The sequence below is a fragment of the Stappia sp. BW2 genome (assembly GCF_008107695.1).
Taxonomy (GTDB): Bacteria; Pseudomonadota; Alphaproteobacteria; order Rhizobiales; family Stappiaceae; genus Roseibium.
Genome location: NZ_VIRG01000053.1, coordinates 75,667 through 100,468, shown reverse-complemented (window position 1 = coordinate 100,468; position 24,802 = coordinate 75,667). Strand labels below are relative to the sequence as shown.

The 24,802-nt window shown below is 60.6% G+C and carries 19 protein-coding genes; 14 read left to right on the top strand and 5 right to left on the bottom strand.

Features of this window, described 5'->3' with window-relative positions; all coding sequences use genetic code 11:
* Nucleotides 1-64: 64 nt before the first annotated feature.
* Genes FMN63_RS04795 through FMN63_RS04785 form a run of 3 tightly spaced genes read left to right on the top strand, consistent with a single transcriptional unit; the run spans nucleotide 65 to nucleotide 2,367 of the window.
* Nucleotides 65-1,606 carry an AMP-binding protein gene (locus tag FMN63_RS04795; protein WP_148582817.1) on the top strand — a complete coding sequence of 514 codons (1,542 nt, stop codon included), beginning with the start codon at nucleotides 65-67 and terminating at the stop codon, nucleotides 1,604-1,606.
* A gap of 3 nt (nucleotides 1,607-1,609) precedes the next feature.
* Nucleotides 1,610-1,999: a MaoC/PaaZ C-terminal domain-containing protein gene (locus FMN63_RS04790; protein ID WP_148582816.1), complete on the top strand. Its 390-nt coding sequence runs from the start codon at nucleotides 1,610-1,612 to the stop codon at nucleotides 1,997-1,999.
* Nucleotides 1,996-2,367, top strand: a complete 372-nt coding sequence (locus FMN63_RS04785) for a hotdog family protein (RefSeq protein WP_148582815.1) — start codon at nucleotides 1,996-1,998, stop codon at nucleotides 2,365-2,367. Before FMN63_RS04790 ends, FMN63_RS04785 begins: the two co-directional genes overlap by 4 nt.
* A gap of 27 nt (nucleotides 2,368-2,394) precedes the next feature.
* On the opposite strand, the gene FMN63_RS04780 is transcribed toward FMN63_RS04785, so the two are convergent.
* On the bottom strand, nucleotides 2,395-2,784 hold the full coding sequence (locus FMN63_RS04780; protein ID WP_209000941.1) for a DUF427 domain-containing protein: 390 nt from the start codon (nucleotides 2,782-2,784) through the stop codon (nucleotides 2,395-2,397).
* A 190-nt stretch (nucleotides 2,785-2,974) separates the two neighbouring features.
* On the opposite strand from FMN63_RS04780, the gene FMN63_RS04775 reads away from it, so the two are divergent.
* From FMN63_RS04775 to FMN63_RS04735, 9 genes are all read left to right on the top strand, one after another.
* On the top strand, nucleotides 2,975-4,231 hold the full coding sequence (locus tag FMN63_RS04775) for a glycerate kinase type-2 family protein (RefSeq protein ID WP_148582813.1): 1,257 nt from the start codon (nucleotides 2,975-2,977) through the stop codon (nucleotides 4,229-4,231).
* A 71-nt stretch (nucleotides 4,232-4,302) separates the two neighbouring features.
* On the top strand, nucleotides 4,303-5,484 hold the full coding sequence (locus FMN63_RS04770) for a GAK system CofD-like protein (RefSeq protein WP_148582812.1): 1,182 nt from the start codon (nucleotides 4,303-4,305) through the stop codon (nucleotides 5,482-5,484).
* Nucleotides 5,485-5,511: 27 nt separating this feature from the next.
* The gene (gene rbsD, locus FMN63_RS04765; protein WP_148582811.1) at nucleotides 5,512-5,922 is read left to right on the top strand and encodes a D-ribose pyranase; all 411 of its coding nucleotides are present in this window, start codon (nucleotides 5,512-5,514) and stop codon (nucleotides 5,920-5,922) included.
* A gap of 298 nt (nucleotides 5,923-6,220) precedes the next feature.
* A complete protein-coding gene (locus tag FMN63_RS04760) occupies nucleotides 6,221-7,327 on the top strand; it encodes a LacI family DNA-binding transcriptional regulator (RefSeq protein ID WP_148582810.1) in 1,107 nt (368 codons plus the stop codon).
* A 1-nt stretch (nucleotide 7,328) separates the two neighbouring features.
* Nucleotides 7,329-8,678, top strand: a complete 1,350-nt coding sequence (locus tag FMN63_RS04755; protein WP_148582809.1) for an ABC transporter substrate-binding protein — start codon at nucleotides 7,329-7,331, stop codon at nucleotides 8,676-8,678.
* Nucleotides 8,679-8,937: 259 nt separating this feature from the next.
* On the top strand, nucleotides 8,938-10,185 hold the full coding sequence (locus FMN63_RS04750) for a carbohydrate ABC transporter permease (RefSeq protein WP_286192543.1): 1,248 nt from the start codon (nucleotides 8,938-8,940) through the stop codon (nucleotides 10,183-10,185).
* Entirely contained in the window at nucleotides 10,182-11,414 is a 1,233-nt protein-coding gene (locus tag FMN63_RS04745; RefSeq protein WP_148582807.1) for a carbohydrate ABC transporter permease, read from the top strand. The genes FMN63_RS04750 and FMN63_RS04745 overlap by 4 nt, the downstream gene beginning before the upstream one ends.
* A gap of 43 nt (nucleotides 11,415-11,457) precedes the next feature.
* The gene (locus FMN63_RS04740) at nucleotides 11,458-12,747 is read left to right on the top strand and encodes an MGH1-like glycoside hydrolase domain-containing protein (protein ID WP_148582806.1); all 1,290 of its coding nucleotides are present in this window, start codon (nucleotides 11,458-11,460) and stop codon (nucleotides 12,745-12,747) included.
* A gap of 10 nt (nucleotides 12,748-12,757) precedes the next feature.
* Nucleotides 12,758-13,816, top strand: a complete 1,059-nt coding sequence (locus tag FMN63_RS04735; protein WP_148582805.1) for an ABC transporter ATP-binding protein — start codon at nucleotides 12,758-12,760, stop codon at nucleotides 13,814-13,816.
* Between the two features lie 41 nt (nucleotides 13,817-13,857).
* Here the strand turns inward: FMN63_RS04735 and FMN63_RS04730 are convergent, their stop codons facing one another.
* From FMN63_RS04730 to FMN63_RS04715, 4 genes are all read right to left on the bottom strand, one after another.
* On the bottom strand, nucleotides 13,858-15,309 hold the full coding sequence (locus tag FMN63_RS04730) for a serine protease (protein ID WP_148582804.1): 1,452 nt from the start codon (nucleotides 15,307-15,309) through the stop codon (nucleotides 13,858-13,860).
* A 138-nt stretch (nucleotides 15,310-15,447) separates the two neighbouring features.
* Nucleotides 15,448-16,323 (bottom strand): transglutaminase family protein, encoded by an 876-nt coding sequence (locus FMN63_RS04725; protein ID WP_148582803.1) that lies wholly within the window; start codon nucleotides 16,321-16,323, stop codon nucleotides 15,448-15,450.
* Nucleotides 16,324-16,365: 42 nt separating this feature from the next.
* Nucleotides 16,366-18,771, bottom strand: coding sequence for a circularly permuted type 2 ATP-grasp protein (locus tag FMN63_RS04720; RefSeq protein ID WP_148582802.1), 2,406 nt, complete (start codon nucleotides 18,769-18,771; stop codon nucleotides 16,366-16,368).
* Between the two features lie 33 nt (nucleotides 18,772-18,804).
* A complete protein-coding gene (locus FMN63_RS04715; protein WP_148582801.1) occupies nucleotides 18,805-22,137 on the bottom strand; it encodes a transglutaminase family protein in 3,333 nt (1,110 codons plus the stop codon).
* 480 nt (nucleotides 22,138-22,617) lie between these two features.
* Here FMN63_RS04715 and FMN63_RS04710 point away from each other — a divergent pair, with 480 nt between their 5' ends.
* On the top strand, nucleotides 22,618-23,706 hold the full coding sequence (locus FMN63_RS04710) for an ABC transporter substrate-binding protein (RefSeq protein WP_148582800.1): 1,089 nt from the start codon (nucleotides 22,618-22,620) through the stop codon (nucleotides 23,704-23,706).
* Between the two features lie 134 nt (nucleotides 23,707-23,840).
* The gene (gene kynA, locus FMN63_RS04705; protein ID WP_148582799.1) at nucleotides 23,841-24,695 is read left to right on the top strand and encodes a tryptophan 2,3-dioxygenase; all 855 of its coding nucleotides are present in this window, start codon (nucleotides 23,841-23,843) and stop codon (nucleotides 24,693-24,695) included.
* The last annotated feature ends 107 nt before the right edge of the window (nucleotides 24,696-24,802 follow it).

The following is a 24,802-nucleotide window of genomic DNA, read 5'->3' as shown; positions in this document are numbered from 1 at the left end:
ACGTGATCGCCTCAACCTTCCGAGGGCCGCCGGTTCGTAGCCGCACCAGGTGTTGGGAGGACCTATGGAGTATGTGACCGACATGGCTGCAAAACGGGCGGAGCTCACGCCCGGAGCAACTGCCTTTGTCGACCGGGACAGCGGCAGAGCCTTCAGCTTCTGCGACATCAACCAGCGGGCGACACGCCTGGGCAATCTGTTGCTCGCACGGGGGCTTGCCAAGGGCGACCGCATGGCGGTGCTTTGCCACAATCATCCGGATTTCTTCGCGCTGCTGTTTGCCGCCCAAAAGACCGGCATCCTTCTGGTGCCGCTGAACTGGCGCCAGCCGGTTGCCGAACTGCAGCCCATATTGGCCGCTTCCGGGGCGAAGCTTTTGTTTCATGATCAGGACTTTGCGGAGACCGCTGCAGAGCTTGCCGCCGGTGCCGACCTGTCACTGCTGCCGATGGGCGCAAAAGGTCAAGGTGTCAGCGCTCTCGACGATCTGCTGGCTGAGGCAAGTCCTGCTGCAATCGGTTGCGGCAAGGTCAAGGCGTCGGCGCCCTGGTATCTGCTCTTCACCTCCGGAACGACGGGCCTGCCGAAGGCGGTTATCCAGACGGCGGGCATGGCCTATGCCAACATGATCAACTACTGCCAGGCCACCGGGCTTTCCGTCGGTGAAAAGGGCGTCAACTTCCTGCCGCTCTTTCATACGGCGGGCATCAATCTGCCAACGCTGCCGATCTTCCTCAACGGCGGCATGTCGACGGTTCTGCGCAAGTTCGATGCGGAGACCGTTCTCGATCTCGTTTCCGCTGGAAACGTCACCTGCTTCTTCGGTGTTCCGGCGATCTATCAGGCACTGGCCCTGTCACCCAGGATCGGCAAGACGAATTTTTCGAAGGTCCGGTCGCTTGGCTGTGGCGGTGCGCCCGTGCCGAAACATTTGCTGTCCGAGTTTCAGCAACGCGGCGTCACCATCTGCAACGGCATGGGCATGACCGAAACCGGACCAACCGTGTTCCTGATGGACAAGGATCACGCATCGGCCAAGATCGGCTCGGTCGGCAAGCCGCAGATCCTCACGGACGTCCGTCTGGTCGACGGCGATGGCGGCATTGTCGAAGGGCCGGGTGAGGGGGAGGTCCAGTTTCGCGGGCCGAACATCACGCCGGGCTACATGGACAACAAGGAAGCGACGGTCGCGACCTTCACTGTCGACGGCTGGCTGAAGTCCGGCGACATCGGGCGCCGCGACGAGGACGGCTACTACTACATCGTCGACCGCATCAAGGACATGTATATCTCCGGTGGCGAGAACGTCTATCCGGCCGAAGTCGAGAAGGTGCTGGTCGGTCATCCCGCCATCCTTGAGGCCGTTGTCATCGGCGTGCCGGACACCAAATGGGGCGAGGTCGGTGCGGCCTTTCTGATAGCGCGGCCGGGTGAAGATCTGGACACGGCGACGCTCGCCGACTGGTGCCGCAAGCAGCTTGCGCCCTACAAGGTGCCAAAAAGCTTCACCGTTACGGACGACCTTCCGCGCACCGCTGCGGGCAAGGTGCGCAAGAACATTCTCAAAGACGACTTCCTTGCCGACAAACCGCTGGAGAAAGCATAACCGATGAGCCTCACCGCTGACGCGCAGCACGGCGCGACGTTTCGCTGGATTCCCCGTCAGGAAGATTTCGACGCCTTTGCGGATCTGTCCGGTGACGATAATCCGATCCATGTCGATCCCGACTTTTCGAGCCGCACGCGGTTCGGCCGCACCGTTTCGCACGGGATGCTGCTTTATACGCGGGTCTTCGCCCATCTGGCAGCGCTCTATCCGCAGCGGACCCATGCCGTTCAGACCATGATGTTCCCGAACCCGGCGTATGCAAACGAGGAACTGACGTTTTCGTTCACACCGAGTGAGGATGAGGCGGACCTGATCCTGATCGAGGTCGCACGCGCGGCGGACGGGGCAGTGACCTTGTCCGGCACCTGCAAACTGGGGAGGCGGACATGAGCCTGGAAGTCGGGGCACGCGCCCAAGTGCGGCGCAGATACACCGAGGAAGACATGCTTGGTTTCGCGCAACTTGCCGGCGAAGGCACTGAGGTGCCGGTTTCCGTTCCGGGGCCGCTGATCGGGGGGCTGTTCTCCTATCTGCTGGGGGTGGAGTTGCCGGGAAGAGGCACCAACTACCTGAAGCAAAGTCTGGAATTTGTGGCGCCTGCGCCCGTCGGGGAAATACTGACGGCATCGGTCACCATCACGCGTCTGCGGCCGGAAAAACACCTGGTCGATCTGGAAACGATCTGCGAAGCTGAAGATGGCACAAGGATCTGCCAGGGCCGGGCGCTGGTTTATGTCGAGGATGTCGGCAAGGGCTGAGCCGAAGTTTACAGATTTCTATTCGCTCTATTCGCCTTCAACGACCCTGACCTTGGACGGCCAGAAGGCATAATGCCCGGAAAGTTTCTCCGCCATCGGCACCGGTGATCGGTAGACCCAGCCGATCTCTTCACTGTCGTGGGAAATATAGCTGGCATCGCCCTTGATGGGGCAGTGGGTGGATTTGTCGACATATCCGAACCGGGTTTTGAGATCGGCCTCGGGCACATAGATCACCGGATCGTAAAAAGACTTGCCGACTTCCAGAACGCGGAGCGCGCGGGTGCTGTCTGCAAGCAGGGCCGCGCCCTGGTAGATGCGGATGCGCCGGGGGACGTCCTTGATCACCATCAGGTGGCCCGGATTATCCGGGTTGCGGATTGCCGTCTCGAAGGCGGGCATTGTCTGCGCGGTCATTTTGTCCTCCTTGGAATTGGTGCTCATGTGTGGTTGGCAACGGTGAAACGCAAAACATTTCTATGCTGCGGGGCACACAGTTTCGCTGGGTTTTGGAGCCTGCCAGACGGGAAGACAGCGTTTCGGCCTTGATAATGCCTGCGGTTCTGCGCTCAAACAGGAGAACACGATTTACGGAAGAAGTGGTGCCATGGCCGAAAGCGTTCGGGATTGTTTGAAGCGGTTGTTTCTGCGGGCTGTCGAGGTGGCTGACCCGATGCAAAGTCTCGCCGGGTTTCTGCCGGAAAAACCGGCAGGCCGGGTTGTGGTGATCGGTGCAGGCAAGGCTTCCGCCCGTATGGCTGAGGCGGTCGAAAAGGCCTGGGGGCCTTGCGAAGGTCTGGTGATTACGCGCTACGGCTACGGGAGACCGTGCGAGGGCATCGAGATTGTGGAAGCGGCGCATCCGGTTCCGGACGAAATGGGTTTGGTCGCAACCGAGCGGATGATCGATCTCGTGTCCGGCCTGGGTGAGGACGACTTTGTGCTGGCGCTGATATCCGGCGGTGCTTCGGCGCTTCTGGTCGCGCCTGCGGGCGACATCACGCTTGCGGAGAAGCAGGCGGTCAATCAGGCGCTTCTGGCTTCCGGGGCCCCCATTGGCCAGATGAATGTCGTGCGGAAACATCTGAGCCGCGTAAAGGGCGGCCAACTGGCTGCCGCTGCCTATCCTGCCAAAATGCTGACCCTGCTCATTTCGGATGTTCCCGGCGACAGTCCTGCCGAGATCGGGTCCGGTCCGACTGTGGGCGACGAAAGCACGGCAGACGATGCAAAGGCCATCCTGGACCAGTGGAAGATCGAGGTGCCAGACTCGGTTCAGCAGGTTCTGTCTGAGGGCAGTGGTGTTCTGAAGCCGGATGACGAAAAGCTCAGCCGCGTTTCGAATACCATCTACGCGGCCCCCTCCCAGTCGCTGGAGGCAGCCAAAAGCCTTGCGGAGGCGGAAGGCTGCGATGTCGAGATCCTGGGCGATGCACTGGAAGGCGAGGCGCGGGACGTCGCGCGCGCCCATGCGGAACTTGCCTTGAGCCGCCAGCGCGAACGGCCTGAGGGAAGCCGGCCCCTGTTGCTTTTGTCCGGCGGCGAGTTGACGGTCACGCGGCGCGGTGAAGGGGTCGGCGGACCGAACGCCGAATATGCCCTTGCTCTGGCCTTTGCCTTGCGCGACGCTCAAGGTATCCATGCGATTGCCTGTGATACGGATGGTGTCGACGGGGCCGCGGAGGTTGCCGGAGCCGTAATCGGACCCGATACGCTCGCCCGGGCGGACAAGGCCGGTGCCGATGTGGAAGAAGCCTTGCTCAACAACGACGCTCACCGCTTTTTCGACACGATCGGAGATCAGATTGTCACCGGACCGACACTGACGAATGTCAATGATTTCCGCGCCATATGGATTGGATAGCATACTGGCATGGATAGGCGCCGCACTTCCTTTACCCGGTTGATCTTGCCGGACATCCCAAGGGACAGGACTTGACTGAAATTACCATCACCCGTGTGGCGCGCCTGCCCGATCCGTTCCGGATCGAACGGTTTCTGTCCAATCCCAAGCTTGGTCCAAGTACGCTGTTTTTCAGTGGGGGCTCGGCGCTCAACGGTGTTGCCCAGAACCTGAAACGCTACACGCATAATTCCATTCATCTGGTAACACCGTTCGACAGCGGCGGCAGTTCGCAAGGCCTCAGGATTGCCTTCAACATGCCTGCCATCGGCGATCTCAGAAGCCGGCTGATGGCTCTTGCCGACGAGACGGTGCTTGGTCACCCCGATATCTTTCGCCTGTTCACGCACCGTTTTTCCAAAACGGCGCCGCAAGCGGATCTGGCCGGCGAGCTGGATAGCATGATTGCCGGAACGCATGGTCTTGTGACGGCGATCGAGCAGCCGATGCGCACTTTGATCCAGAACCAGCTGGGCACGTTTTACGCCGCGCGTCCGGATGCTTTCGATTTGCGGGGAGCCAGCATCGGCAATTTGATCCTGGCCGGGGGTTATCTCAACCAGAACCAGCAGCTTGAACCGATCATCTTTCTGGTGGCCAAGCTGGTAGGTGTGCAGGGCACCGTGCGGGCCATTGCCGAGGATAACCTGCATCTGGGCGCGGAGCTGGAGAATGGCGAGGTGGTCATCGGCCAGCATCTTCTGACCGGCAAGGAACATCCCCCGCTGGTGTCGCCGATCAAATTCCTTTTTCTCAACCGGGGACTGTCCGGCAAGGATCCTGCGGAAGCTGCGTTTCCGGAGCGCAACCAGAGCCTGATCCAGTCCGCGGATCTGATCTGCTACGCGCCGGGCAGCTTCTACACCAGCCTGATCGCGAATCTTCTGCCGACTGGTGTCGGAACGGCCATCGCTGCGCGCACTGTGCCGAAGGTCTTTGTGCCCGGAATGGGGCACGACCCGGAAACGGGAACAATGAGCGTTGCGGACAAGGTGATGACCCTGCTTGCCTACCTGCGGCGGGACGCGGGCAGCGACTGCCCGGTGGATCGGCTGCTGAATTTCGTGATCGTCGACCAGGCAGTTCCGGAAGGTGAAACGGAAGGGCTGCGGGATCTGGGACTTTCCGTTCTTCGTCTTGCTCTCGTCAGCAAGGCCTCCGCACCCTATTATGACCCCGTGCCGCTTTGCGAAACACTGGTCTCGCTCACGTAAGCACTACCGAACATTCAGGACAAGGCCATGAAACGTACCAAGCTCTTAAACCGGCACCTCAGCAAACTGGTTGCCTCGCTCGGCCATATGGACGAAATCGTCCTGGCGGACGCGGGCCTGCCGGTGCCTGCCAATGTCGGTGTGATCGACCTGGCGGTGAGCCCGGGGGTGCCCGGCTTTTTCGATGTGCTGGAAGCGCTGGCCGATGAAATGATCGTCGAGCAGGCAGTCTTCGCAGAGGAAGCCTCGGAAGATCTCGTCACGCAGATCGAGGTCCGGCTGGCCCATTGGGCGGCCGATGCGGGCAAGCCCATCGAGCACGTCCGGATGTCCCATGAGAATTTCAAGGAGCGTTGCGCGAAAGCACGTGCCGTCATTCGTACCGGTGAGTGCACGCCTTACGCCAACCTGATTCTCGTGTCCGGAGTGCCGTTCTGACAATCATCGCTGGCCTTGGCGTCCAAAGCTGTTTCAAAGGTTGCTGAGCAGAGATTGATCCATGCAAGGGGGGAGCAGAAATGCTCCTCCCTTTTTTGATTTCCGAAACATTGCAGAGGCATGTTTCGTTGTTGCCTCAAACTCTTCCCGCTTTGCAAAAAAAGAATTATTCGATCTCCGAAACCGATTTTGTTGACTTACAAAATCGGTTTTGCAAAACTTTTGGCGATAAAACAAACCGTTGTCGAAAGCGGCTGCGGAAAGGGAATCGAGCCAGCAAGGCTCGCAGGGAGGATTGATGTCGCGACTTCGCGGTTCCGTCACGATTGATGACGTGGCGCGCCATGTGGGCGTTGCGAAGGGAACCGTGTCGCGGGTCCTCAACAATTACACCGATATTTCCGAAGCTACCCGCAAGCGCGTCCTGGCGGCGGTTCAGGAACTGGGCTATCAGCCGTCGGCCACAGCGCGCAATCTGAAGCGCGGACGCCAGGATACGCTCGGCATCGTCATTCCCGTTGGTCACGGCAGCGGCGCCGATCCGTTCCTGTCGGAGTTCATCGACGGCATCGCCAGAGCCCTCGACGAACTGGGGCTCGACCTGCTGGTGACGACGGCCCATTCGCGCGAACACATGATTGAAACCGTGAAGCGGTTGATCGCCCGGCGCAAGGTGGACGGCTTCATCGTCACCCGTACGGAGGTGGACGATCCGCGCATCGCCTATCTGCGGGAGCACAATTTTCCCTTCGTCGCGCACGGCCGAACGCGCGACCCGTCTGGCTATGCCTGGTTCGATATCGACAACGAGGCGGCTTTTGCCGATGGCGTGCGCCATCTCTACAGCCTCGGGCACGAGCGGATCGGTTTCATCGGCGGACCGATGGAACTCAATTTCGCACTTCAGAGGCGCGACGGTTACCGGCAGGGCCTTGAGGCCCTGGGGGTTGCGCATGACCCGGAGCTGGAAACGCTGCAGTTGCTCACCGAGAAGGGCGGGTTTGCAGGCGCCGAGGCGCTGCTGTCGCTCGAGGCGCCGCCGACCGCGCTTTTGTGTGCGACGGACGCTCTGGCCATCGGGGCGGTCCAGTTCTGCCGCAAGTTCGGCCTGAAGGTCGGCGCGGATGTCACCATCGTTGGATATGACGGCCTGCCGGTTGGGGAATACCTGGACCCGCCGCTGACGACATTCTCGCAAAGCGCGCAGGAAGCAGGCGGCAGGGTTGCGCGCATGCTGATTGATGTTCTGGACGGCAAAAATCCGACTGATCTGCAGGCACTTGCCACGGCAAACCTAATCCGGCGCGCCTCGGATGGCGCTCCGGCGAATTCATCGGAGGCGCTTGCAAGCGCGCTCCGCGACCGGCTGAACCAACAGCCACATTCCGGCAGGAAGGGAGAGTAATATGTTTGGGAGGACGACATTTCTGGCCTCGACCATCGCGGGCGTTCTGACGCTCGGTCTGACGGCCGCACAGGCCGATACGTTGCGGTTCTGGACAACAGAAGAACAACCGGAGCGCCTGGCCAAACAGGAAGAAATGGCCGCCGCGTTCAAGGAAAAGACGGGCATCGAGGTGAATGTCATTCCGGTGACCGAATCCGACCTCGGCACGCGCGCCACGGCAGCCTTTGCCGCCGGTGACCTGCCGGACGTCATCTATCACACGGTTCAATACGCGCTGCCCTGGGCAGAAGCGGGCATTCTGGACACCGAAGCTGCGACCGAGGTGTTCGAGAAACTTGGAGTTGACACCTTCGCGCCGGGCGCGGTTGCGATGGCCGCCGTTGAAGACGGCGTTGCCTCGGTGCCCGTGGACGGCTGGACCCAGATGGTGATCTACCGCAAGGACCTGTTCGAGGAAAATGGCCTTGCCGCGCCTGACAGCTATGAAGACATTCTGGCGGCCGTCGAAAAGCTGCATAACCCGCCCGAGATGTTCGGCTTCGTTGCCGCCACCAAGGTGGACGAGAACTTCATGAGCCAGGTGCTGGAGCATGTGTTTCTGGCCAATGGCGTGAGCCCGGTTGGCGAGGAAGGCTTCACGCCTCTGGACGAGAAGAAAACCATCGAAGCGCTGGAGTTCTACAAGGCAATCGCCAAGGCGTCGCCTCCTGGTGATCTCTTCTGGAAGCAGTCGCGCGAGCTTTATTTTGCCGGCAAAGCGGCCATGATCATCTGGTCGCCGTTCATCCTGGACGAGCTTGCCGGACTTCGCGACAGCGCTCCGCCGACCATCACGGATGACCCCACCTCCAAGGAACTTGCGTCCAAGACCGGTGTCGTCACCACCTTGAGCGGGCCGTCCAATCCCGATGGCGCTGCCTGGGCAGACATGCGTTACTTCGGCATCACCAATGATGCGGACACCGAAGCGGCGATGCAATTCGTCGAGTTCTCCATGGACGACGGTTACCTGTCGACCCTGTCGATCGCACCGGAAGGCAAGTTCCCGATCCGCCGCGGTACGGCCGACAATCCGACCAAATTCGTCGACGGTTGGGCGGAGCTTCCCGTGGGTGTCGACCGCAAGGCACCGCTGACCGATCTCTACGATGCAGACACCATCAAGACCATCGTATCCGGTCTCGACACCGCCAGCCGCTGGGGCGTCAAGGAAGGCCAGCTTTCGCTTGCCTCCAAGATGATCAACAGCCAGGTGATGAACCGTCTGGTGCGTGAGTACATCGACGATGAGCGGGATGCGGCGGCAACCGTTGCCAAGCTCAACGAAGAACTGGCCAAGATCCAGTAAAGCGTTTCCACCTCTCCGGACTGAACGGAGGGGTGGGAATTCCCGCACATAAAGACCCTGACCGGGCGTTTTCCTTATGCCCGGTCCTCTTTCCATCGTCTGCCGCGGCAATGACGGCAGTCCTGATGGAGCTTTAGTCAGTTGTCTGTTGGTGCCGGACGGTTGCCAGCGGCAGAACGGGACCGAGACCCCGGGCGGAAAGATGAACACCAAATCCCAAGCTGACGCGTCCTCTGGGCCACCGAAAGGTATAGGTCCGATGCAGCGGCGTGAAATGTGGCTGGCTTATCTGATGCTGGCGCCGACCTTCGCCATCATCCTGATAATTGTCGCCGGGCCTTTGCTTGCCAATTTCTGGATCAGCGTGAAACCGGTTCAGCTCGCCGACCTCCGGCCGCCCACAGTGCTGGTCAACGAGCGCGTGCGTGGCCGACCGAAAGCGCCGGGCGACGAGGCCCGGCTGGAATACCGGCTGCGCAATTCCTCACAGGACGAGGAAATCCGCGACGTCACGCTGAGCGATGTGGTTCCCGAAGGTTTCACGGTTATCTCGCACTCCGAAAGCTGTTCCCTGAACGGCGCGAAGATGACCTGTGACCTTGGAACGGTGGCGCCCGGCTGGCGCGGCGACGTCAAACTGGTCGGAACGGTTTCGGAAGCATTTCTGGCCGCGCACCGTCCGGAGCGGGCGAGTGAGCCCGTGATTACCGGCGAAGCCAACAACGTGTTGACCAACTTCGATTTCACGTTCGAGAATTTCAGCCGGATCTTCAGCGCCGACGAATTCTGGTCCGTGCTGCGCATCACCTTCTACTACACCATCTTCGGCACCGGCGGAGCGCTTGTGCTGGGGCTCTTTGCGGCGCAGCTGCTGAACACGTCCTTTCCGGGGCGCGGCGTCCTGCGCGGCCTGTTCCTGTTTCCCTATGTGTCGCCGGTGATCGCCGTAGCCTTTACCTGGGTGGTGCTGTTCGACCCGTTCTCCGGCACGCTGAATGCGTTGCTGACCAAGATGGGCGTCGTCACCGATCCGATCAATTTCTTCGGCCAGCGGGCCATCGAGTTTTCCTTTCTCGGCATTCCGATGGAGTTTCCCCTGGCGCTGACGACGGTGATCGCCTTTGAGGCGTGGCGCTATTTCCCGTTGTCTTTCCTGTTCATCCTGGCACGCATGCAGTCGATCAACACGGATATGTATGAAGCTGCCGAAATGGACGGGGCGACGCCCTTGCAGCAGTTCTGGTACCTGTCGCTACCCCAGCTCATGGGCATCCTCTCGGTCCTGTTCCTGCTGCGCTTCATCTGGACCTTCAACAAGTTCGACGACATCTTCCTGCTGACCGGCGGCAATGCGGGCACCCGCACGCTGACCGTCGATGTCTATGAACAGGGGTTTGCCCTGTCCAATCTCGGCGCCGGTGCGGCTGTCGCGGTCGTCGTGTTCGTCGTCCTTGTCACCTTCGCCACCCTGTTCATCCGCTTTTCACCGAAGGAGGAAGGGCTATGAAACCCGGCAGCATCGTTCTCGTTGCCCTGACGGGCCTTATCTGGGGCGTCACAGCCATGGTGGTGATCGGGGTCACGCTGACGCTGGTGACTGGCGATGTGGCCCTGCCGCAGGCATCGGCCGCCGGTCTTGCCGGGCTCATCAGCGCTCTTGTTCTGGTCTGGCGGCAGTCGGCGGGACACGCTGGCGCCATGGCGGACAGGGGGCTGTCGGCTGCCATCCTGTTCGTTGTGGTGATGGTGGTCTCTTTCGCGGCTCCCTTCGGACTGTCGCTTGGACAACACACGCTTTGGCAGGGCCTCGGTCTGGTACTGTTTGTCGCCGGCGTCGCCGGTGCCAACGCCATCTGTCTCGATGGTGCCCAGCTTGGCGCCATGTCGCGCTATGAGCGCGAGGTCGTCTATATCCGCATTGCCAAGGGCATCGGCTTCGTCGTCTTTTCCATCATCGTGGCCCTGCCGTTCTACGTCATGATCATGACGTCGCTGAAAAGCCAGCAGGCGCTGCTCGCCAACCCGCTGGACCTGTCGATAGACGTCAGTCAGGGCATCAGCGGTCTGTTCCGGTCTTATGTCGAACTTTTCACCCAGTTCAATTTTGGCCGCTACCTGATGGTTTCCGCCTTCGTTTCCGTGGCAACCGTGGTGCTGACGCTGCTGTTCTCGGTGCCGGGTGCCTATGCGGTATCGCGCTTGCGGTTTCCGGGGCAGGCCTTTCTGGCCCGCTCCGTGTTGCTCATCTACATGGTCCCGGCCATCGTTCTGGTAATCCCGCTCTACGCGGTTTTCTCGCAGCTTGGCCTGCGCAATACGCTCACCGGCCTTCTGATCGTCTATCCGGCAACCACGATCCCGGTCGCGCTCTACATGCTGCAGGGCTATTTCCGCGGCCTGCCGTCGGAACTGGAAGAAGCCGGGCTGATGGACGGGCTGTCGCGCATCGGCGTGATCCTGAAGATCACCCTGCCGCTGTCGCTGCCTGCGCTGGCCTCCGTATCGCTTTACGTCTTCATGATCGCCTGGAACGAGTTCCTGTTCGCGTTCATGTTCCTGGACGATCCGGACATCTTCACGCTGTCGCGCGGCGTGGTGTCCCTCAATTCCTCCGAGGTGCCGCGTCAGCACCTCATGGCGGGCGCGGTGATTGCGACCGTGCCCGTCCTTTTCATTTTCCTGTGGTTCGAACGTTTCCTTGTCCAGGGCCTGACGGCCGGCAGCGTCAAGGGTTGACCGATCAAGAGAAGGGGCTGCGAAGAGCCCAAGGGAGTTTGCTGTGGCACACACAGATCTAGACCAGGCGGCGAGGGCCATCCTGACCGAAAACGACCAGGGCGGATATACGATCCCGACCAAGGGGCTTTATCCGTACCAGTGGAACTGGGATTCCGTCTTCGTTGCGCTGGGGTTCGCGGAATTCGATCAGGACCGTGCCTGGCAGGAAATCGAGATGCTGTTTCAGGGCCAGTGGCGCGACGGAATGGTGCCTCACATCCTGTTCCGCAAGGATGATCCAAGTTATTTTCCAGGTCCGAGTGTCTGGGGCACCGACGGCGGCCCGATCCCGAGCTCCGGACATTCTCAGCCGCCGGTGGCCGCGTCTGTCGTTCACAGTCTGGTGGAGGCTGACCGCACCGGCAAGGCGCTGGAACGGGCGGAAGCGCTGTTGCCCAAGCTGATGGCCTGGCACCGCTGGTTTCTGGCCTATCGCGACCCGAAAAACCTTGGCGTCATCGCCGTTATTCACCCATGGGAATCCGGCCGGGACAACCTGCCGGACTGGGATGAGGCTCTGAGGGCGGTTGAGGTCAAGGACATCGGTCCTTATGAGCGCAAGGATACCTCGCATGTGGACCCGGCCATGCGGCCGCACAAGGAGGATTATGACCGCTATCTCAGCATCGTCGCGGCCTGCCGAAAAGTCGGCTGGGATCCGGCAAAGGTCGCCGAGACCTGCCCCTTCTTCGTCGCTGACCCGGGAGTGACCTTCATCTTCCTGCGTGCCAACCGGGATCTTCTGGCGCTGGCGGAAAAGCTCGGCAAGAGTGCGGAAGCCGAAGAGATCCGGGGCTGGATCGCTGCGATGGAAAAAGGCAGCCGGACATTGTGGAACGATAAGGTCCAGGCTCATGTCGCTTTCGACGAACGCAGCGGCAAGCAGACCGATGGCCTCTCCAGCGCATCTTTTCTGGCGCTTTATGCAGGGCTCAGCGATCCGCAAACCCTCAGCGCGCTTCAGGACCACTTCGACAGGATTGCGGCACGGGTCGACTATCTGATGCCCTCCTACGACCCGGACCACCGCAGCTACGAGCCCCTGCGCTACTGGCGGGGGCCGGTGTGGGCGATGATCAATTACATGATCGCGAAAGGCTTTGCCGAAGCGGGCGATGCCACCCGTGCCGAGCGGCTGCGTGCCGATACGGCACGGCTGATCGAAAGCGGTGGTTTTGCCGAATATTTCAGTCCGGAAACCGGTGCGGGAGCAGGGGGGAGGTCGTTCTCCTGGACGTCGGCCATCTGGCTGACCTGGGCTTCGCCTTCACACGCCGAACAGGCAGCTTAAGGGGGACGGGATGGGAGCGATCCAGCTCAACAAGGTCGAAAAATGGTTCGGCGACCTGCAGGTCATCAAGGGGATTGACCTCGATATCAAGGACGGCGAGTTCGTCATCTTTGTCGGGCCTTCCGGCTGCGGAAAATCGACACTGCTGCGCCTGATCTCGGGCCTGGAGGAAACCAGCCGCGGCGCCATCGAGATCGACGGCAAGGACGTTACCGCTCTGCCTCCTTCAGGGCGCGGATTGTCGATGGTGTTCCAGTCCTATGCGCTCTATCCGCATATGTCGGTGCGCGAGAATGTCGGCTTCGGTTTGAAGACGGCAGGCTTTCCCAAGGCAGAGATTGATCGCAAGGTGAATGCTGCAGCCGAGGTGCTGAAGCTGGACGACTATCTCGACCGGCGCCCCAAGGCGCTTTCAGGTGGTCAGCGCCAGCGAGTGGCCATCGGCCGTGCGATTGTGCGTGAGCCGAGTGCCTTCCTGTTCGACGAACCGCTGTCAAACCTGGACGCGGCCCTGCGCGTGGAAATGCGCTTTGAAATTGCACGGCTTCACAAGAGCCTGGGCACCACGATGATCTATGTGACCCACGACCAGGTTGAAGCGATGACGCTGGCCGACAAGATCGTGGTGTTGCAGGCCGGCCAGATCGAGCAGGTTGGGTCTCCGCGCGAGCTATATGAGCGGCCGGACAATCTGTTTGTTGCCCAGTTCATCGGCTCGCCGAAGATGAACGTACTGCCGTGTTCATTGGAAGAGGGGCAGTTTTCGCTGCAAGGGCACGGCGGTGGTCCTTATCCGCATGCCGGAAGCGCGCAAGTCCCGGTGAAACTGGGCATCCGGCCGGAACATATCGGCATCACCGCACCCGGCGAAGGGCATTGCAGCGGCACGGTGGAAGTCGCCGAATATCTGGGGGCCGACACGTTCCTCTACGTGGCTCTCGACGGTTTGGACACGATCCTGGTGCGTATCAGCGGTGCTGAGCAAGTGGAAGAAGGCACTCGTATTGGTCTGACCTTCGACGAAACCCGCCTGCATTTCTTCGACGCAGAGGACAAGGCCATCCGATGAATTCCCGCCTGCCGGCAGCAAGGGGTTTCTTTTCGGCAGGCTCAGTTCCGGCACAGCACCAGAACGGTGTACTGCGAGGCTTCCTCGTCGATCCGCGTCGGGCTCTTGAGGGTGGTGATCGTGTTGTAGCGTGGGGCCAGGCCAAGCTCTTCCATGAACTGCGCCATCAGCTTTCCGCGGACGGCGAAGTTCACGTTCTCCGGCAGGTCCCCGGCAAGTTTCAGCGTCTTGAACGTGTCGAGGCGGGATACCACGGTGCCGATCACTGCTCCGGTCCGGTCCAGAACCGGGCCACCTGAATTGCCGGGCTGGACTGGTGCGGTCACCATGAAATGCCGCTTGTCGCCCTTCACACCCGCCAATGACGAGATCATGCCGGGGGTGAAGTTCAAGTTGTTGTCCAGGATCTCGGCGAACGGGTAGCCGATCACGAAGATTTCCTCGCCGCGTACAATCGGCTGTTCAGACCGGAATTGTGCGGCATGTTCCGATTTGCCGCTGTCGAGCTGAAGGATCGCAAGATCGTTTTCCGTATCCGCCCTCACCAGCCTTGCAGTTCCATGACCCGGAATATCCAGCGACCGGCAATTGCCGACCACATGGGCGTTGGTCCCGATATGGCCTTTGGTGGTCAGGAAATAGCCGCTGCCGGATGAGGTGGTCGTTTGGCCGTGCGCATTCTTGCGCGCACCCTTGGGAAGCGGAGTACTGCGGCTATCCTCTTCCGGAAGCTTCAGAGCGGGCGCCGAGGTAACCGCGTCCAGTTTCTCGTCGTCCGGCTTCCTGTCACCTGAACCGTCGTAAAACGTCATGCTGTTTGACATGGCAACCGCCACGCGATCCATGAAGACCGCATGGCGAGCCTGCCAGGCAAGTGAGAAGCCACGGCTGTCTGAAGATGTTTTCATCATCCTCAGATAAAAATCGCGTCCGTTCTGCTGGCCGGAAACGACGAAGTAATCGTTGCGGAATCGTTTGTGTTCCACGATCCTGCCATCGCTGGTATTGGTCAGACGCTTGTAGAGGGCGGCGTAGCCGGTTTCGTCTGCCGGGACCTGCAGCGTTTCCAGTTCGATGCTGTGGTCATAGGCCCGCCACAATTGGCCGCGCCGCGTACGCGTAAACGGTTCGAAGAGTTTGCCCGGAACGCCAAGCTGCAAACCGGCAATGGCATCCAAATAGGTTTCAAATCCAACCCGCTCGACAAGGTCGAGACCATCGCGTTGAAGGATCTGCATCTGCTCGCTGTCGAGCACGCCGTTCGGATAGAAGTCGCGATGTTTCTGGAAGTCGGTCAGCGCCTTGTAGGTGAGCTTGCCAAAAGTGCCATCCACCTGGAAGGCATAGTCGCCGGTGAAAACCAGCAGAAACTGGATGCGAACCCGTTCCCGCCAGTCCTTGGCATGGAACCAGTCCTTCGACTGGTCATAACCTGCCTGGACGGTGCTGGCCGAAACCAGCAGGAACACGATGGCATGAAGAAAAGAACGCATAACCAACTCCCCTTGGTCGCGTTCCACGTTTTAACAAAATGGCTCTCATGGAAACAGGTTCACCCGGCTCATCCGGGGATATCTCGCGATAATATCTAAAGCCAATGTTCAGGCGCAGTGCTGGAAAGACGTCTTGCCTCAAAGCGGAACAACATCGACCTTGTGATCGGTCGATTGCGATCCGGACGTGCGCAAGATGCCCTTTACCGGTGCTGCATCGCCATAGTCGCGGCCATGGGCGACAACGATATGATCCTGGCCGACCCGGAGCGCGTTCGTTGGATCGTATTCTATCCAGCCGATATCGATGCCGCACCAGGCCATGACCCAGGCGTGCATGGCGTCGGCGCCTTCCAGCCGCTCCTTGCCTTCCGGCGGGATGGTCCGCAAAAAGCCGCTGACATAGCCCGCCGGGATCCCGATGCTTCTGAGGCAGGCGATCATGATATGCGAAAAATCCTGACAGACGCCGTTGCGGCGCTCGAAGGCTTCGATGGCCGGGGTGTCGACCGTCGTGGCTTCGGCGTCGAATTGCATGTCCCTGTTCAAGGCCTTGCCGATGGATTCCACCGCCGAAATCGTGCTCATGCCCGGCACGACGAGATCCTGGGCATAGACCGCGAAGGCAGGGTCGAGGGGAAGGCGCGGCGAGGCGGACAGGAAATGGACTGGCGCCTTGGGCGCGAGAGACTGGACTGCGGAGAGCTCTTTCGGCAGGGCATTCAACGGTGGAGAAATGTCGAAGGCTTCCGGCGTCGCGGTTCTGTCGATCCGTGCCTTCAGCTTGAAGGCAAGTTCGCTGTGATTGCGGCGATAAACGACGTCCGTGACGGCATTGCCGAAGAAGTCCACCCGATCATGCCGCTCGGACGGAGAGGGAACGATGTGGATCTGTCCGTCGATCAACGTCTGCTCACCGGGAATGGTCGCCGGCATCAGCCTGAGCGCGTGGTGACCGTAGTTGACCGGACTGGCGTAATCGTAGGTAATTTCAAGCGTTACATCGTAGAACAAGGGCGCCTCACGTCGGGCGTGTTGGTGGAACGCGGCCTGATATCATCGGATATAGGCATCGGTCAGCTCCACGGAGAGATAGGCGATCTGGTCCCGCAGGTCGCCGAGAGTGTCCGGTGTCAGCGTGTCCGGGGTGGCGATTGCCAAACGGGTGTGAACCTGCAGAACCGAGCGGGCCAGCTCCGACAGGTGCCCGTTTTCCGTTGCGTTGGGCAGCACGCTGATATGATCTTTCATGTCGGTAAGCTGATAGAGCACCGCGCGCGGGTTCTTGATGTCCATTGCCAAAAGGTCAAGCACCGTGGTGTGGCTGAGGGACACGGCGTAGTGCCGGCTCATGGACATGGCGCTGTCGCCAACCTCGAGCAGCAGTTCAAGAGAGCCTTCCGGCGCTTCCTCGTCGGTGAAGACCGACAGGAGATCGGCCATTCGGTGGGCCCGTTCCAATGCACGGCCGATGGACAGGAAGCGCCAGCCGATGAACCTGTACATGTTCTCGTGAACGAGGCCCGAAAAGCCGGTTATCTTGCGCAGGAGCAGGCCCATTGCCCGTGTGACATCGGCATTGCCATGCATTGTGCGCCTGACGCCGTTTGCGGTCTGCGCCAGGTCGTTGAGCGCCAGCCAGCCGTCGACGGAAAACCGGTCGCGTACCTTCGAAGCGCTGGCTACGGCCGATTGCAGCATGTCGCACAAACCAGCGGGAACCGGTTCGTCCGGTGACATGCCGATCTTGTCGAGATATTCCGCCGTCAGGGCGACGAGCGGGGCTTCCGGGTCTGCCGTTTCCATCAGCCGGGCGTGATAGGCCCTTAGCAGTCGCACCGCGCCTTCCGCCCGTTCCACGTAACGGCCGAGCCAGAACAGGTTGTCGGCTGCGCGGGAGGGCAGGGTACCTGGCTGCGATTTGAAGAACGGCGATTCCGTCTGATGAAGCAGGGTTTCCTTGTGCTGCTTCTGGCCACCAACGATCCAGACATCGGCGGCGGATCCACCGGACTGCATGGCTATGGCGCTGGCATCTTCCGTCCGCCCGATCCGGGCAAAACCGCCTGCCATCACTTCCCAGCCGTTGGCCGTCCGGGCCAGGAAAACCCGGAGGCTCATCGGCCGGGGAACCAGAAGACCATTGTCGTAGGCCGGCGATGACGACAGGGTTACGGCTTCCTGTCCCACGAGCTTGTCGCTCTTGCTGTCGATCCAGGATTCCAGAATGCCCTTGTGGAACTTGCTGAAATCCTTGCCGATAAAATCGGTCTTGGAGGAGGTGAAGGGCAGAGCGGTCGACAGCGCGGGGCTGAACATCATGCTTTCCGCGTGTTCCTTCACATAGGCTCTGGTTGCCTCTTCCCCGCACCACCAGGTCGCGACATTCGGCAGTTTCAGCGGTTCGCCAAGCAGATGCTCGCTGATACGCGGCAGGAAGGCCAGCAGCGCCCGTGTTTCCAGGACGCCGGTCCCGAGCGCGTTGATCATGGTCACGGCACCGCTGCGCACGGCCTGAACAAGGCCGGGTGTTCCGATCTGTGAGGTTTCGTTCAGTTCGACCGGATCGGCCCAGCCGGCATCGAGGCGCCGCCAGAGAACACTGACAGGCTTCAGGCCGGCCACCGTGCGAACCATCAGCTTGCCGTTCTCAACCGTCAGGTCCTCGCCTTCCAGCAGCATGAAGCCGAGATAACGGGCGATATAGGCATGCTCGAAATAGGTGTCGTTCAAGGGTCCTGGGGTCAGGATGGAAACGCGGCTTTCGCTCTCTCCGCGCAGTTCCACCAGATGATCGCGGAACCGCCGGAAAAACCCGGCCAGCCGGTGAACGTTCGCACGGGCAAAGAACTCGTTGAAGACGCGCCCGGTAGCAACCCTGTTTTCCAGCGCAAAACCGGCGCCGGAGGGCGCCTGGGCCCGGTCGGACAGAACCCACCAGGTGCCGTCGGGCCCGCGGCCGATCTCAAAGGACAGGAAATGCAGAAAGTGCCCGGACTTCGGTTTGATGCCGACGAGCGGACGTTGCCATTCGGAGCTTTGGGCAATCAGGCTTGCGGGCAGGTAACCGTTCGCCACCAGGCTGTTGTCGCCGTAGAGGTCGGCGACAACCTGCTCCAGCAGTTCAGCACGTTGCGTCAGACCGTCCGTGATCACCTGCCAGTCGTCCTGGCTGATGATCACCGGAATGTGGCTTAGCGGCCATTCCCGTTCGTTGGCCCCGTCCTGCCCGTACTGACGGAAATAGACACCGGCATCGTTCAGATACTGATTGCCGCGTGCAAACCGCTCGGCGATCTCATCCGCCGTCAATGCGCTCAGGTGATCGAGAAACGGTCGCCAGACCGGTCTGACCCGCCCGTCAGGAAACAGCAGCTCGTCCGAGACATCCGGAAAAGGACGATAGGCCTTCAAGAGGCCGTAGCGAAGTGCTCCGGGTTCTGCGTTTTCGTCCAAGCTCATACGTCGTTTCCAATCGGCGGGCCTGCCGGTCCGTCAGACATTCTGCGGTCTGCGCAGGTCCAACGTCAACGGAAACTCCGGATGCGGCCGTTCCAGCCCCGGCATATAGAGCCCGGGCGTGTGGCCGTGGGGCTCGAACCGGGCAAGGCGGCGGGCCTCTGCCTCATTCCCGTTGACGGGAAACGTTTCATAGTTCCGTCCGCCCGGATGGGCAACATGATAGACGCAGCCACCGAGCGCCCGGCCGCTCCACCGGTCGAAAATATCGAAGGTAAGCGGGGCGTCCACAGGATGCACCGGATGCAGCGCCATGGCTGGCTGCCAGGCCTTGTAGCGAACACCGGCAACAGAGACGCCGTTGGTCTCGGTTTTCCTCAGCGGCAATGTGCGGCGGTTGCAGGTGACGGCATAACGGTCCGGATCGCTGGTGGTAAGCTTGACCTGCAGCCGTTCGGTGGAGCTGTCGGTATAGCGCACGGTGCCGCCGATGGCGCCGGTTTCACCGAGGACGTGCCAGGGTTCCAGCGCCTGGCGCAGTTCCAGATGGACGCCGTCGACCTCAAGTTCACCGCAGAAGGGGAAGCGGAATTCGGCCTGGGCCTCGAACCAGTCGGGGCGCATCGAAAATCCGTGATGCTCCAGATCGCCCAGAACATCCAGGAAATCCGTCCACACGTAATGCGGCAGCATGAAGCGGTCGTGCAGGGCCGTGCCCCAGCGTGTCAGGTTGCCGGACAGCGGCTGCTGCCACAGGCGCGCGATGAGGGCCCTCAGCAATAGCTGCTGGGCAAGGCTCATGCGCGGATCCGGCGGCATTTCAAAACCGCGGAACTCAACCAGACCCAGCCGCCCGGTCGGGCCATCGGGGGAGTAAAGCTTGTCGATGCAGATTTCCGCCCGGTGCGTGTTGCCGGTGACATCGACCAGCAGGTTGCGCAGCAACCTGTCGACCAGCCAGGGGAAGGGTGTCGGGCCTTCGTCGGGACGGTGGATCTGAGCCAGGGCAACTTCAAGCTCGTAAAGGCCGTCGTGCCGGGCCTCATCCACACGCGGGGCCTGCGAGGTGGGGCCGATGAACAGGCCCGAGAACAGGTAGGACAGGCTGGGATGACGCTGCCAGTGCAGGATCAGGCTGCGCAGCAGGTCCGGCCGGCGCAGGAAAGGGCTGTCGAGCGGTGTCGCGCCGCCAACCACCACATGGTTGCCGCCGCCGGTGCCGGTGTGCTTGCCGTCGATCATGAACTTGTCGGCGCCGAGCCGTGTCTGCCGGGCTTCCTCGTAGACACCTTCGGTGATGGCAACACATTCCTGCCAGTTCGAGGCCGGGTGGATGTTGACCTCGATCACGCCGGGATCCGGCGCGACACGGATGACATTCATGCGGGGATCCGTTGGTGGCGGATACCCCTCGATATGGACCGGCAGATTCAGATCTGCAGCGGCGGACTCCGCCACCGCCACCAGCTCCAGATAGTCCTCTATGCGTTCCACCGGCGGCATGAATACACACAGACGGCCGTCACGCGCCTCAACCGACAAGGCTGTCCTGACGGCGGAATCGCCGATTTCGGCATCCGGCAGGGTTTGTTCGCGCCTGTCCTGCTGAGCTTCGCCCGCCGTGAAACGTGCAATGCTCTGTTCGCGTTCGGCACGCGGGCCTGCGGGGAATTCCGGCAAGGGATCTCGCGGCACGGTGGGGTCGGCGATGTTGGTATAGGGATATTGCGCCGGTGGGACGTAAGGCAGGGACTCCAGCGGCAGGCGGTAACCGACCGGGCTGTCTCCGGGAACCAGGAACAGGGCGTTGCGGCGTAACTTCCATTGCTCGGACCGCCAGCGATGGCCACCGGCTTTCGACTGCCAGCGCTGGATCGGCAGTACGTGGCCGGCAGGTGCGGTCAGTCCGCGGTCGAAGACGCGCGAAATACGATGCCGTGCTTCGGCATCCTCCAGCTTGGAATTTTCCGGGGTGACGTTTTCCGGCAGGTTGGCTTCCTTTACCAGCCAGACCGCCGGGTCCTCATAGGCCGGCACGACGAAGTCCGGGTCGATTTCCAGCTTTGTCGCGATCTCCTGCAACAGGGCTTCGGCCTTTTCGGCGTTCGCGCCGGTCTCCTGGCCTTCTTCCGCAATCAGATCCGGGTCTTTCCAGATGGGTTTTTCGTCCCGGCGCCAATAGAGCGAGAACGTCCATCGAGGCAGGGTTTCCCCCGGATACCACTTACCCTGGCCGTAGTGCAGAAAACCGCCCGGGGCGAAGCGCTCGCGCAGGCGGCGGATCAGCGTGTCCGCCTTCTGACGTTTGGTGGGGCCAACGGCATCGGTGTTCCATTCGTCGGCTTCGAAATCGTCAATTGAGACGAACGTGGGCTCTCCGCCCATGGTCAGCCGGACATCTTCCTGCGCCAGGATACGGTCGACCTTGGCCCCGAGCTGATTGAGCGCCGACCAGGCATCATCCGAGAAAGGCTTGGTGATACGCGGGTGTTCGGCAACGCGGGAGACCTTCATGTCGAAGGCAAAGTCGACCTCCGCCTTGCTCGCCATGCCGACAATCGGTGCGGCGTTGACGTAATGAGGTGTTGCGGCCAGCGGAATGTGGCTTTCCCCCGCCAGCAGCCCGGACGTGGGGTCCAGCCCGATCCAGCCGGCGCCGGGCAGGTAAACCTCGGCCCAGGCGTGCAGATCGGTGAAGTCGTGGTCGGTGCCGGAAGGGCCATCGAGCGCTTCCAGATCCGGTTTCAGCTGGATGAGGTAGCCGGAAACAAACCTGGCAGCAAAACCGAGATGACGCAGAGCCTGCACCAGCAGCCAGGTGGAATCGCGGCAGGACCCGGTGCCTTTTTCGAATGTTTCTTCCGGCGTCTGGACCCCGGGTTCCATCCGGATGACATAGTTGACGGTCTGGGAGACTTTGGCATTCAGGCCGACGATAAAGTCGACAGTTCTCTGGCGATCCTTCGGCACCGTTTCCAGGAATGCGGTCAGGTGCGGGCCGGTCGGGTCGAGCTTCCGGTAGATCTGGAGATCTTCACGAAGTTCAGGCGGATAGTCGAAGGGCCATTCCTCGGCGCTTTCCTCGATGAAGAAATCGAAGGGATTGTAGACGGCCATGTCGGCGACCAGATCCACTTCGATCTTGAATTCGCGCACAGGCTCGGGAAACACGAAGCGGGACAGCCAGTTGCCGTACGGGTCCTGCTGATGATTGACGAAGTGCCCTTCTGGCGAAACCTTCAGCGAGTGGGAGAGGACCCGGGTGCGGCTGTGTGGAGCCGGCCGCAGGCGTATGATCTGCGGGCTTAGCGTAACTGGGCGGTCGTATCGGTAATGCGTCAGATGATAAATGCTTGCACGAATTGACATTAACAGGGTCCCGGTAGTGTCCGTTTCAAGGCGCGGATATCAGATTTTCACAAAATCAAACGTATAACCACGTCTTTCTGTAGGCAGTTTTGCCTTGCTAACGATCCGAAGCGTCTTTTGAAGATGGTACGGCTGACGCTGAGGCAAACCTTCCGACGAAACCCCGTTCAACCGGTCGGCGTTCGTTATGCACGATGCACTCCTTCCGGTGTCGCCGGTTTTGAAGGACGCTTTTTCAGGGCAGATTTTGCTTTGATTAAGAAAATCGGATCAAGGTGCCCGCTCGATGTAAATGACCTGGTGACAGCAGTTCTGCCATAGTCGGCTCGCTCGCAGGCTGTCTTAAAGTCCGGCTCCCGAAAATCCTGGGTGTTGAATGCTTGAAATGCATGCAAGTGCTTGCCGTGTCTTCAGAATGTGTGTGGTGGCTATTATGAACCCGAAGCTGTTCCAGCCCTCGTTTGAGTGCGAAGGATAAATATGTTCGTCAGACTGCTGTATCTGGTTTGGTTCTGGATTGCTGCCAGTGTGGTTCAGGCGGCGGACTTTCGCGTGACCTTCATCAATCCGGGTGGTGAAACGGGCTTTTGGGGCGAAGTGTCCAAAACGATGTTTGCTGCCGCAGCCGATCTGAATGTCGACCTGGAAATCCTCAACGCAAACAGGCGCCCCTATGGCATGGAAGAACTTCTCAGCCAGCGTCTGAGCCAGGGAGATCTTCCCGACTATTTCATCCTGGTCAACGAGGGCCAGTCGGCAGCCAGGCTGATGCAGCAGCTGGCAGGCCTGCCCAGCAAGGTTCTGTTTCTGCTGAACAAGCTGACGCCGCAACAAACGGGCGAACTCGAACGCCGGAATATCGATCTTCGTGGCATCATTGCCTCGATCGTTCCGGACAATGAAGCGGCCGGTTACGAAATGGCGCAGTCGTTGTTTGCCGAGGCGCGGAAGCTTCATCCGCAGGCAAAGGAGATCCGGCTGCTCGCCCTGACGGGCGACACGACAACATCAGGGGCCCTGCGGCGCGAACTCGGCATGATGCGCGCTGTCGCGGACAACAGCGATGTCAAACTGTTGCATGCCATTCCGGTCAATTGGAACGAGGAACTTGCTTTCGTGCGCACGCGTGACGTCCTGGACCGGACGCGCATCGATGTGGTGTGGGGGGCGAACGACGACATCGCCCTCGGTGCAAAACGGGCAGCTGCCGATGCCGGATTGCTTGTCGGCAAGGACATTCTGTTTGCGGGGCTCAACTGGTCCAACCGGGGTATGGAGGCGGTGAAATCGGGGGACATGACCATGACCCATGGCGGGCACTTTTTTTCAGGGGGCTGGGCGATTGTTGTGCTGCGGGACCACTATTTCAGACGCATCCAGAGCGAATTTTCCGTCGATGTGCTGTTCAGGATGTCGCCCATCACTTCGCGGAATGTGGACACTTACCTCAGCCGGCTCGGGAACGGGAACTGGGAGAAGATAGATTTTTCGAGCTTCAGCAAATCGATATCCAAACGCAGCCACTATGACTTCTCCGCAGCCGCCATTCTGGAAGCCGCCGACGGTTGAGAATGCCCTGATCGGACGCAGCGGTTGCTCACCCGTTTTGTCATGCCTGCTGGATATCTCTTCTATCCAACTCTGCCATGTCGAGGCTATAGATGCCTTCAATCGGTCGTTCGAAGAGACCAGCGGGGAGAACCATGAACGATAAAGTCGAGCCGGAAAAAGCCTATAATCCGGAAACCGAAGGCGCCGAGATGCGCTTTGCGGACAAGATGTCCTATGGCGATTATCTGGGCCTGACACAGATATTGAACGCTCAGGCGCCTTTGTCGGATGCATCCGACGAACTGCTTTTCATCATTCAGCATCAGACCTCGGAACTCTGGATGAAGCTCATGCTGCATGAGCTGAATGCCGCTCGCGAGGCCATAGAAGACGATCACATGCCGCAGGCGATGAAACTGCTTGCCCGGGTCAGCCGCATCATGGAGCAGCTGAATTCCGCGTGGGACGTTCTGCGGACAATGACGCCCAGCGACTACACGCAGTTCCGCGATGCGCTTGGCATGTCCTCCGGTTTCCAGTCGCTGCAATACCGGCTGATCGAATACGCGCTGGGCAACCGGAACACGGCGATGATCCGCCCGCATGAACACGATCCGCAAGGCGTTACCCTGCTGAATGCGGAACTGGCACGGCCGAGCCTTTATCAGGTCGTGCTTGCCTTTGCCCGCCGTCAGGGTCTGGATGTGCCGGAGGATGCCATCGCCGAACCTTCCTCTGCCCCGCACCGGGAAGTCCCCGAGATCATGGCCTTGTGGCAAAAGGTCTACCGGGATCCGGCGGCTCATTGGGCGCTTTATGAGGTCGGCGAAAAACTGGTTGATCTGGAAGACTATTTCCGCCGCTGGCGCTTCAACCATGTCACCACCGTGGAACGGGTGATCGGCTTCAAGCGTGGCACCGGCGGCACCGGCGGGGTGACCTATCTGAAGCGCATGCTGGAAGTGGAACTCTTCCCCGAACTCTGGCACGTGCGCACGGCTCTTTGACACAGGCGGCCCCTCGTCACTCCCAGACGAATTGCATGTTTGCCATCCGCGATTGTGCCGATAGAGTGTGGTTTCAAGAGCCCCGCAAGTGGGCTCAAGGGACTTAA

Bases quoted from the DNA above. Each gene is read 5' to 3' on its own strand.
- FMN63_RS04795 (WP_148582817.1), top strand. From the start codon at position 65: ATGGAGTATGTGACCGACATGGCTGCAAAACGGGCGGAGCTCACGCCC.
- FMN63_RS04790 (WP_148582816.1), top strand. From the start codon at position 1,610: ATGAGCCTCACCGCTGACGCGCAGCACGGCGCGACGTTTCGCTGGATT.
- FMN63_RS04785 (WP_148582815.1), top strand. From the start codon at position 1,996: ATGAGCCTGGAAGTCGGGGCACGCGCCCAAGTGCGGCGCAGATACACC.
- FMN63_RS04780 (WP_209000941.1), bottom strand. From the start codon at position 2,784: ATGACCGCGCAGACAATGCCCGCCTTCGAGACGGCAATCCGCAACCCG.
- FMN63_RS04775 (WP_148582813.1), top strand. From the start codon at position 2,975: ATGGCCGAAAGCGTTCGGGATTGTTTGAAGCGGTTGTTTCTGCGGGCT.
- rbsD (WP_148582811.1), top strand. From the start codon at position 5,512: ATGAAACGTACCAAGCTCTTAAACCGGCACCTCAGCAAACTGGTTGCC.
- FMN63_RS04760 (WP_148582810.1), top strand. From the start codon at position 6,221: ATGTCGCGACTTCGCGGTTCCGTCACGATTGATGACGTGGCGCGCCAT.
- FMN63_RS04755 (WP_148582809.1), top strand. From the start codon at position 7,329: ATGTTTGGGAGGACGACATTTCTGGCCTCGACCATCGCGGGCGTTCTG.
- FMN63_RS04750 (WP_286192543.1), top strand. From the start codon at position 8,938: ATGCAGCGGCGTGAAATGTGGCTGGCTTATCTGATGCTGGCGCCGACC.
- FMN63_RS04745 (WP_148582807.1), top strand. From the start codon at position 10,182: ATGAAACCCGGCAGCATCGTTCTCGTTGCCCTGACGGGCCTTATCTGG.
- FMN63_RS04735 (WP_148582805.1), top strand. From the start codon at position 12,758: ATGGGAGCGATCCAGCTCAACAAGGTCGAAAAATGGTTCGGCGACCTG.
- FMN63_RS04730 (WP_148582804.1), bottom strand. From the start codon at position 15,309: ATGCGTTCTTTTCTTCATGCCATCGTGTTCCTGCTGGTTTCGGCCAGC.
- FMN63_RS04720 (WP_148582802.1), bottom strand. From the start codon at position 18,771: ATGAGCTTGGACGAAAACGCAGAACCCGGAGCACTTCGCTACGGCCTC.
- FMN63_RS04715 (WP_148582801.1), bottom strand. From the start codon at position 22,137: ATGTCAATTCGTGCAAGCATTTATCATCTGACGCATTACCGATACGAC.
- FMN63_RS04710 (WP_148582800.1), top strand. From the start codon at position 22,618: ATGTTCGTCAGACTGCTGTATCTGGTTTGGTTCTGGATTGCTGCCAGT.
- kynA (WP_148582799.1), top strand. From the start codon at position 23,841: ATGAACGATAAAGTCGAGCCGGAAAAAGCCTATAATCCGGAAACCGAA.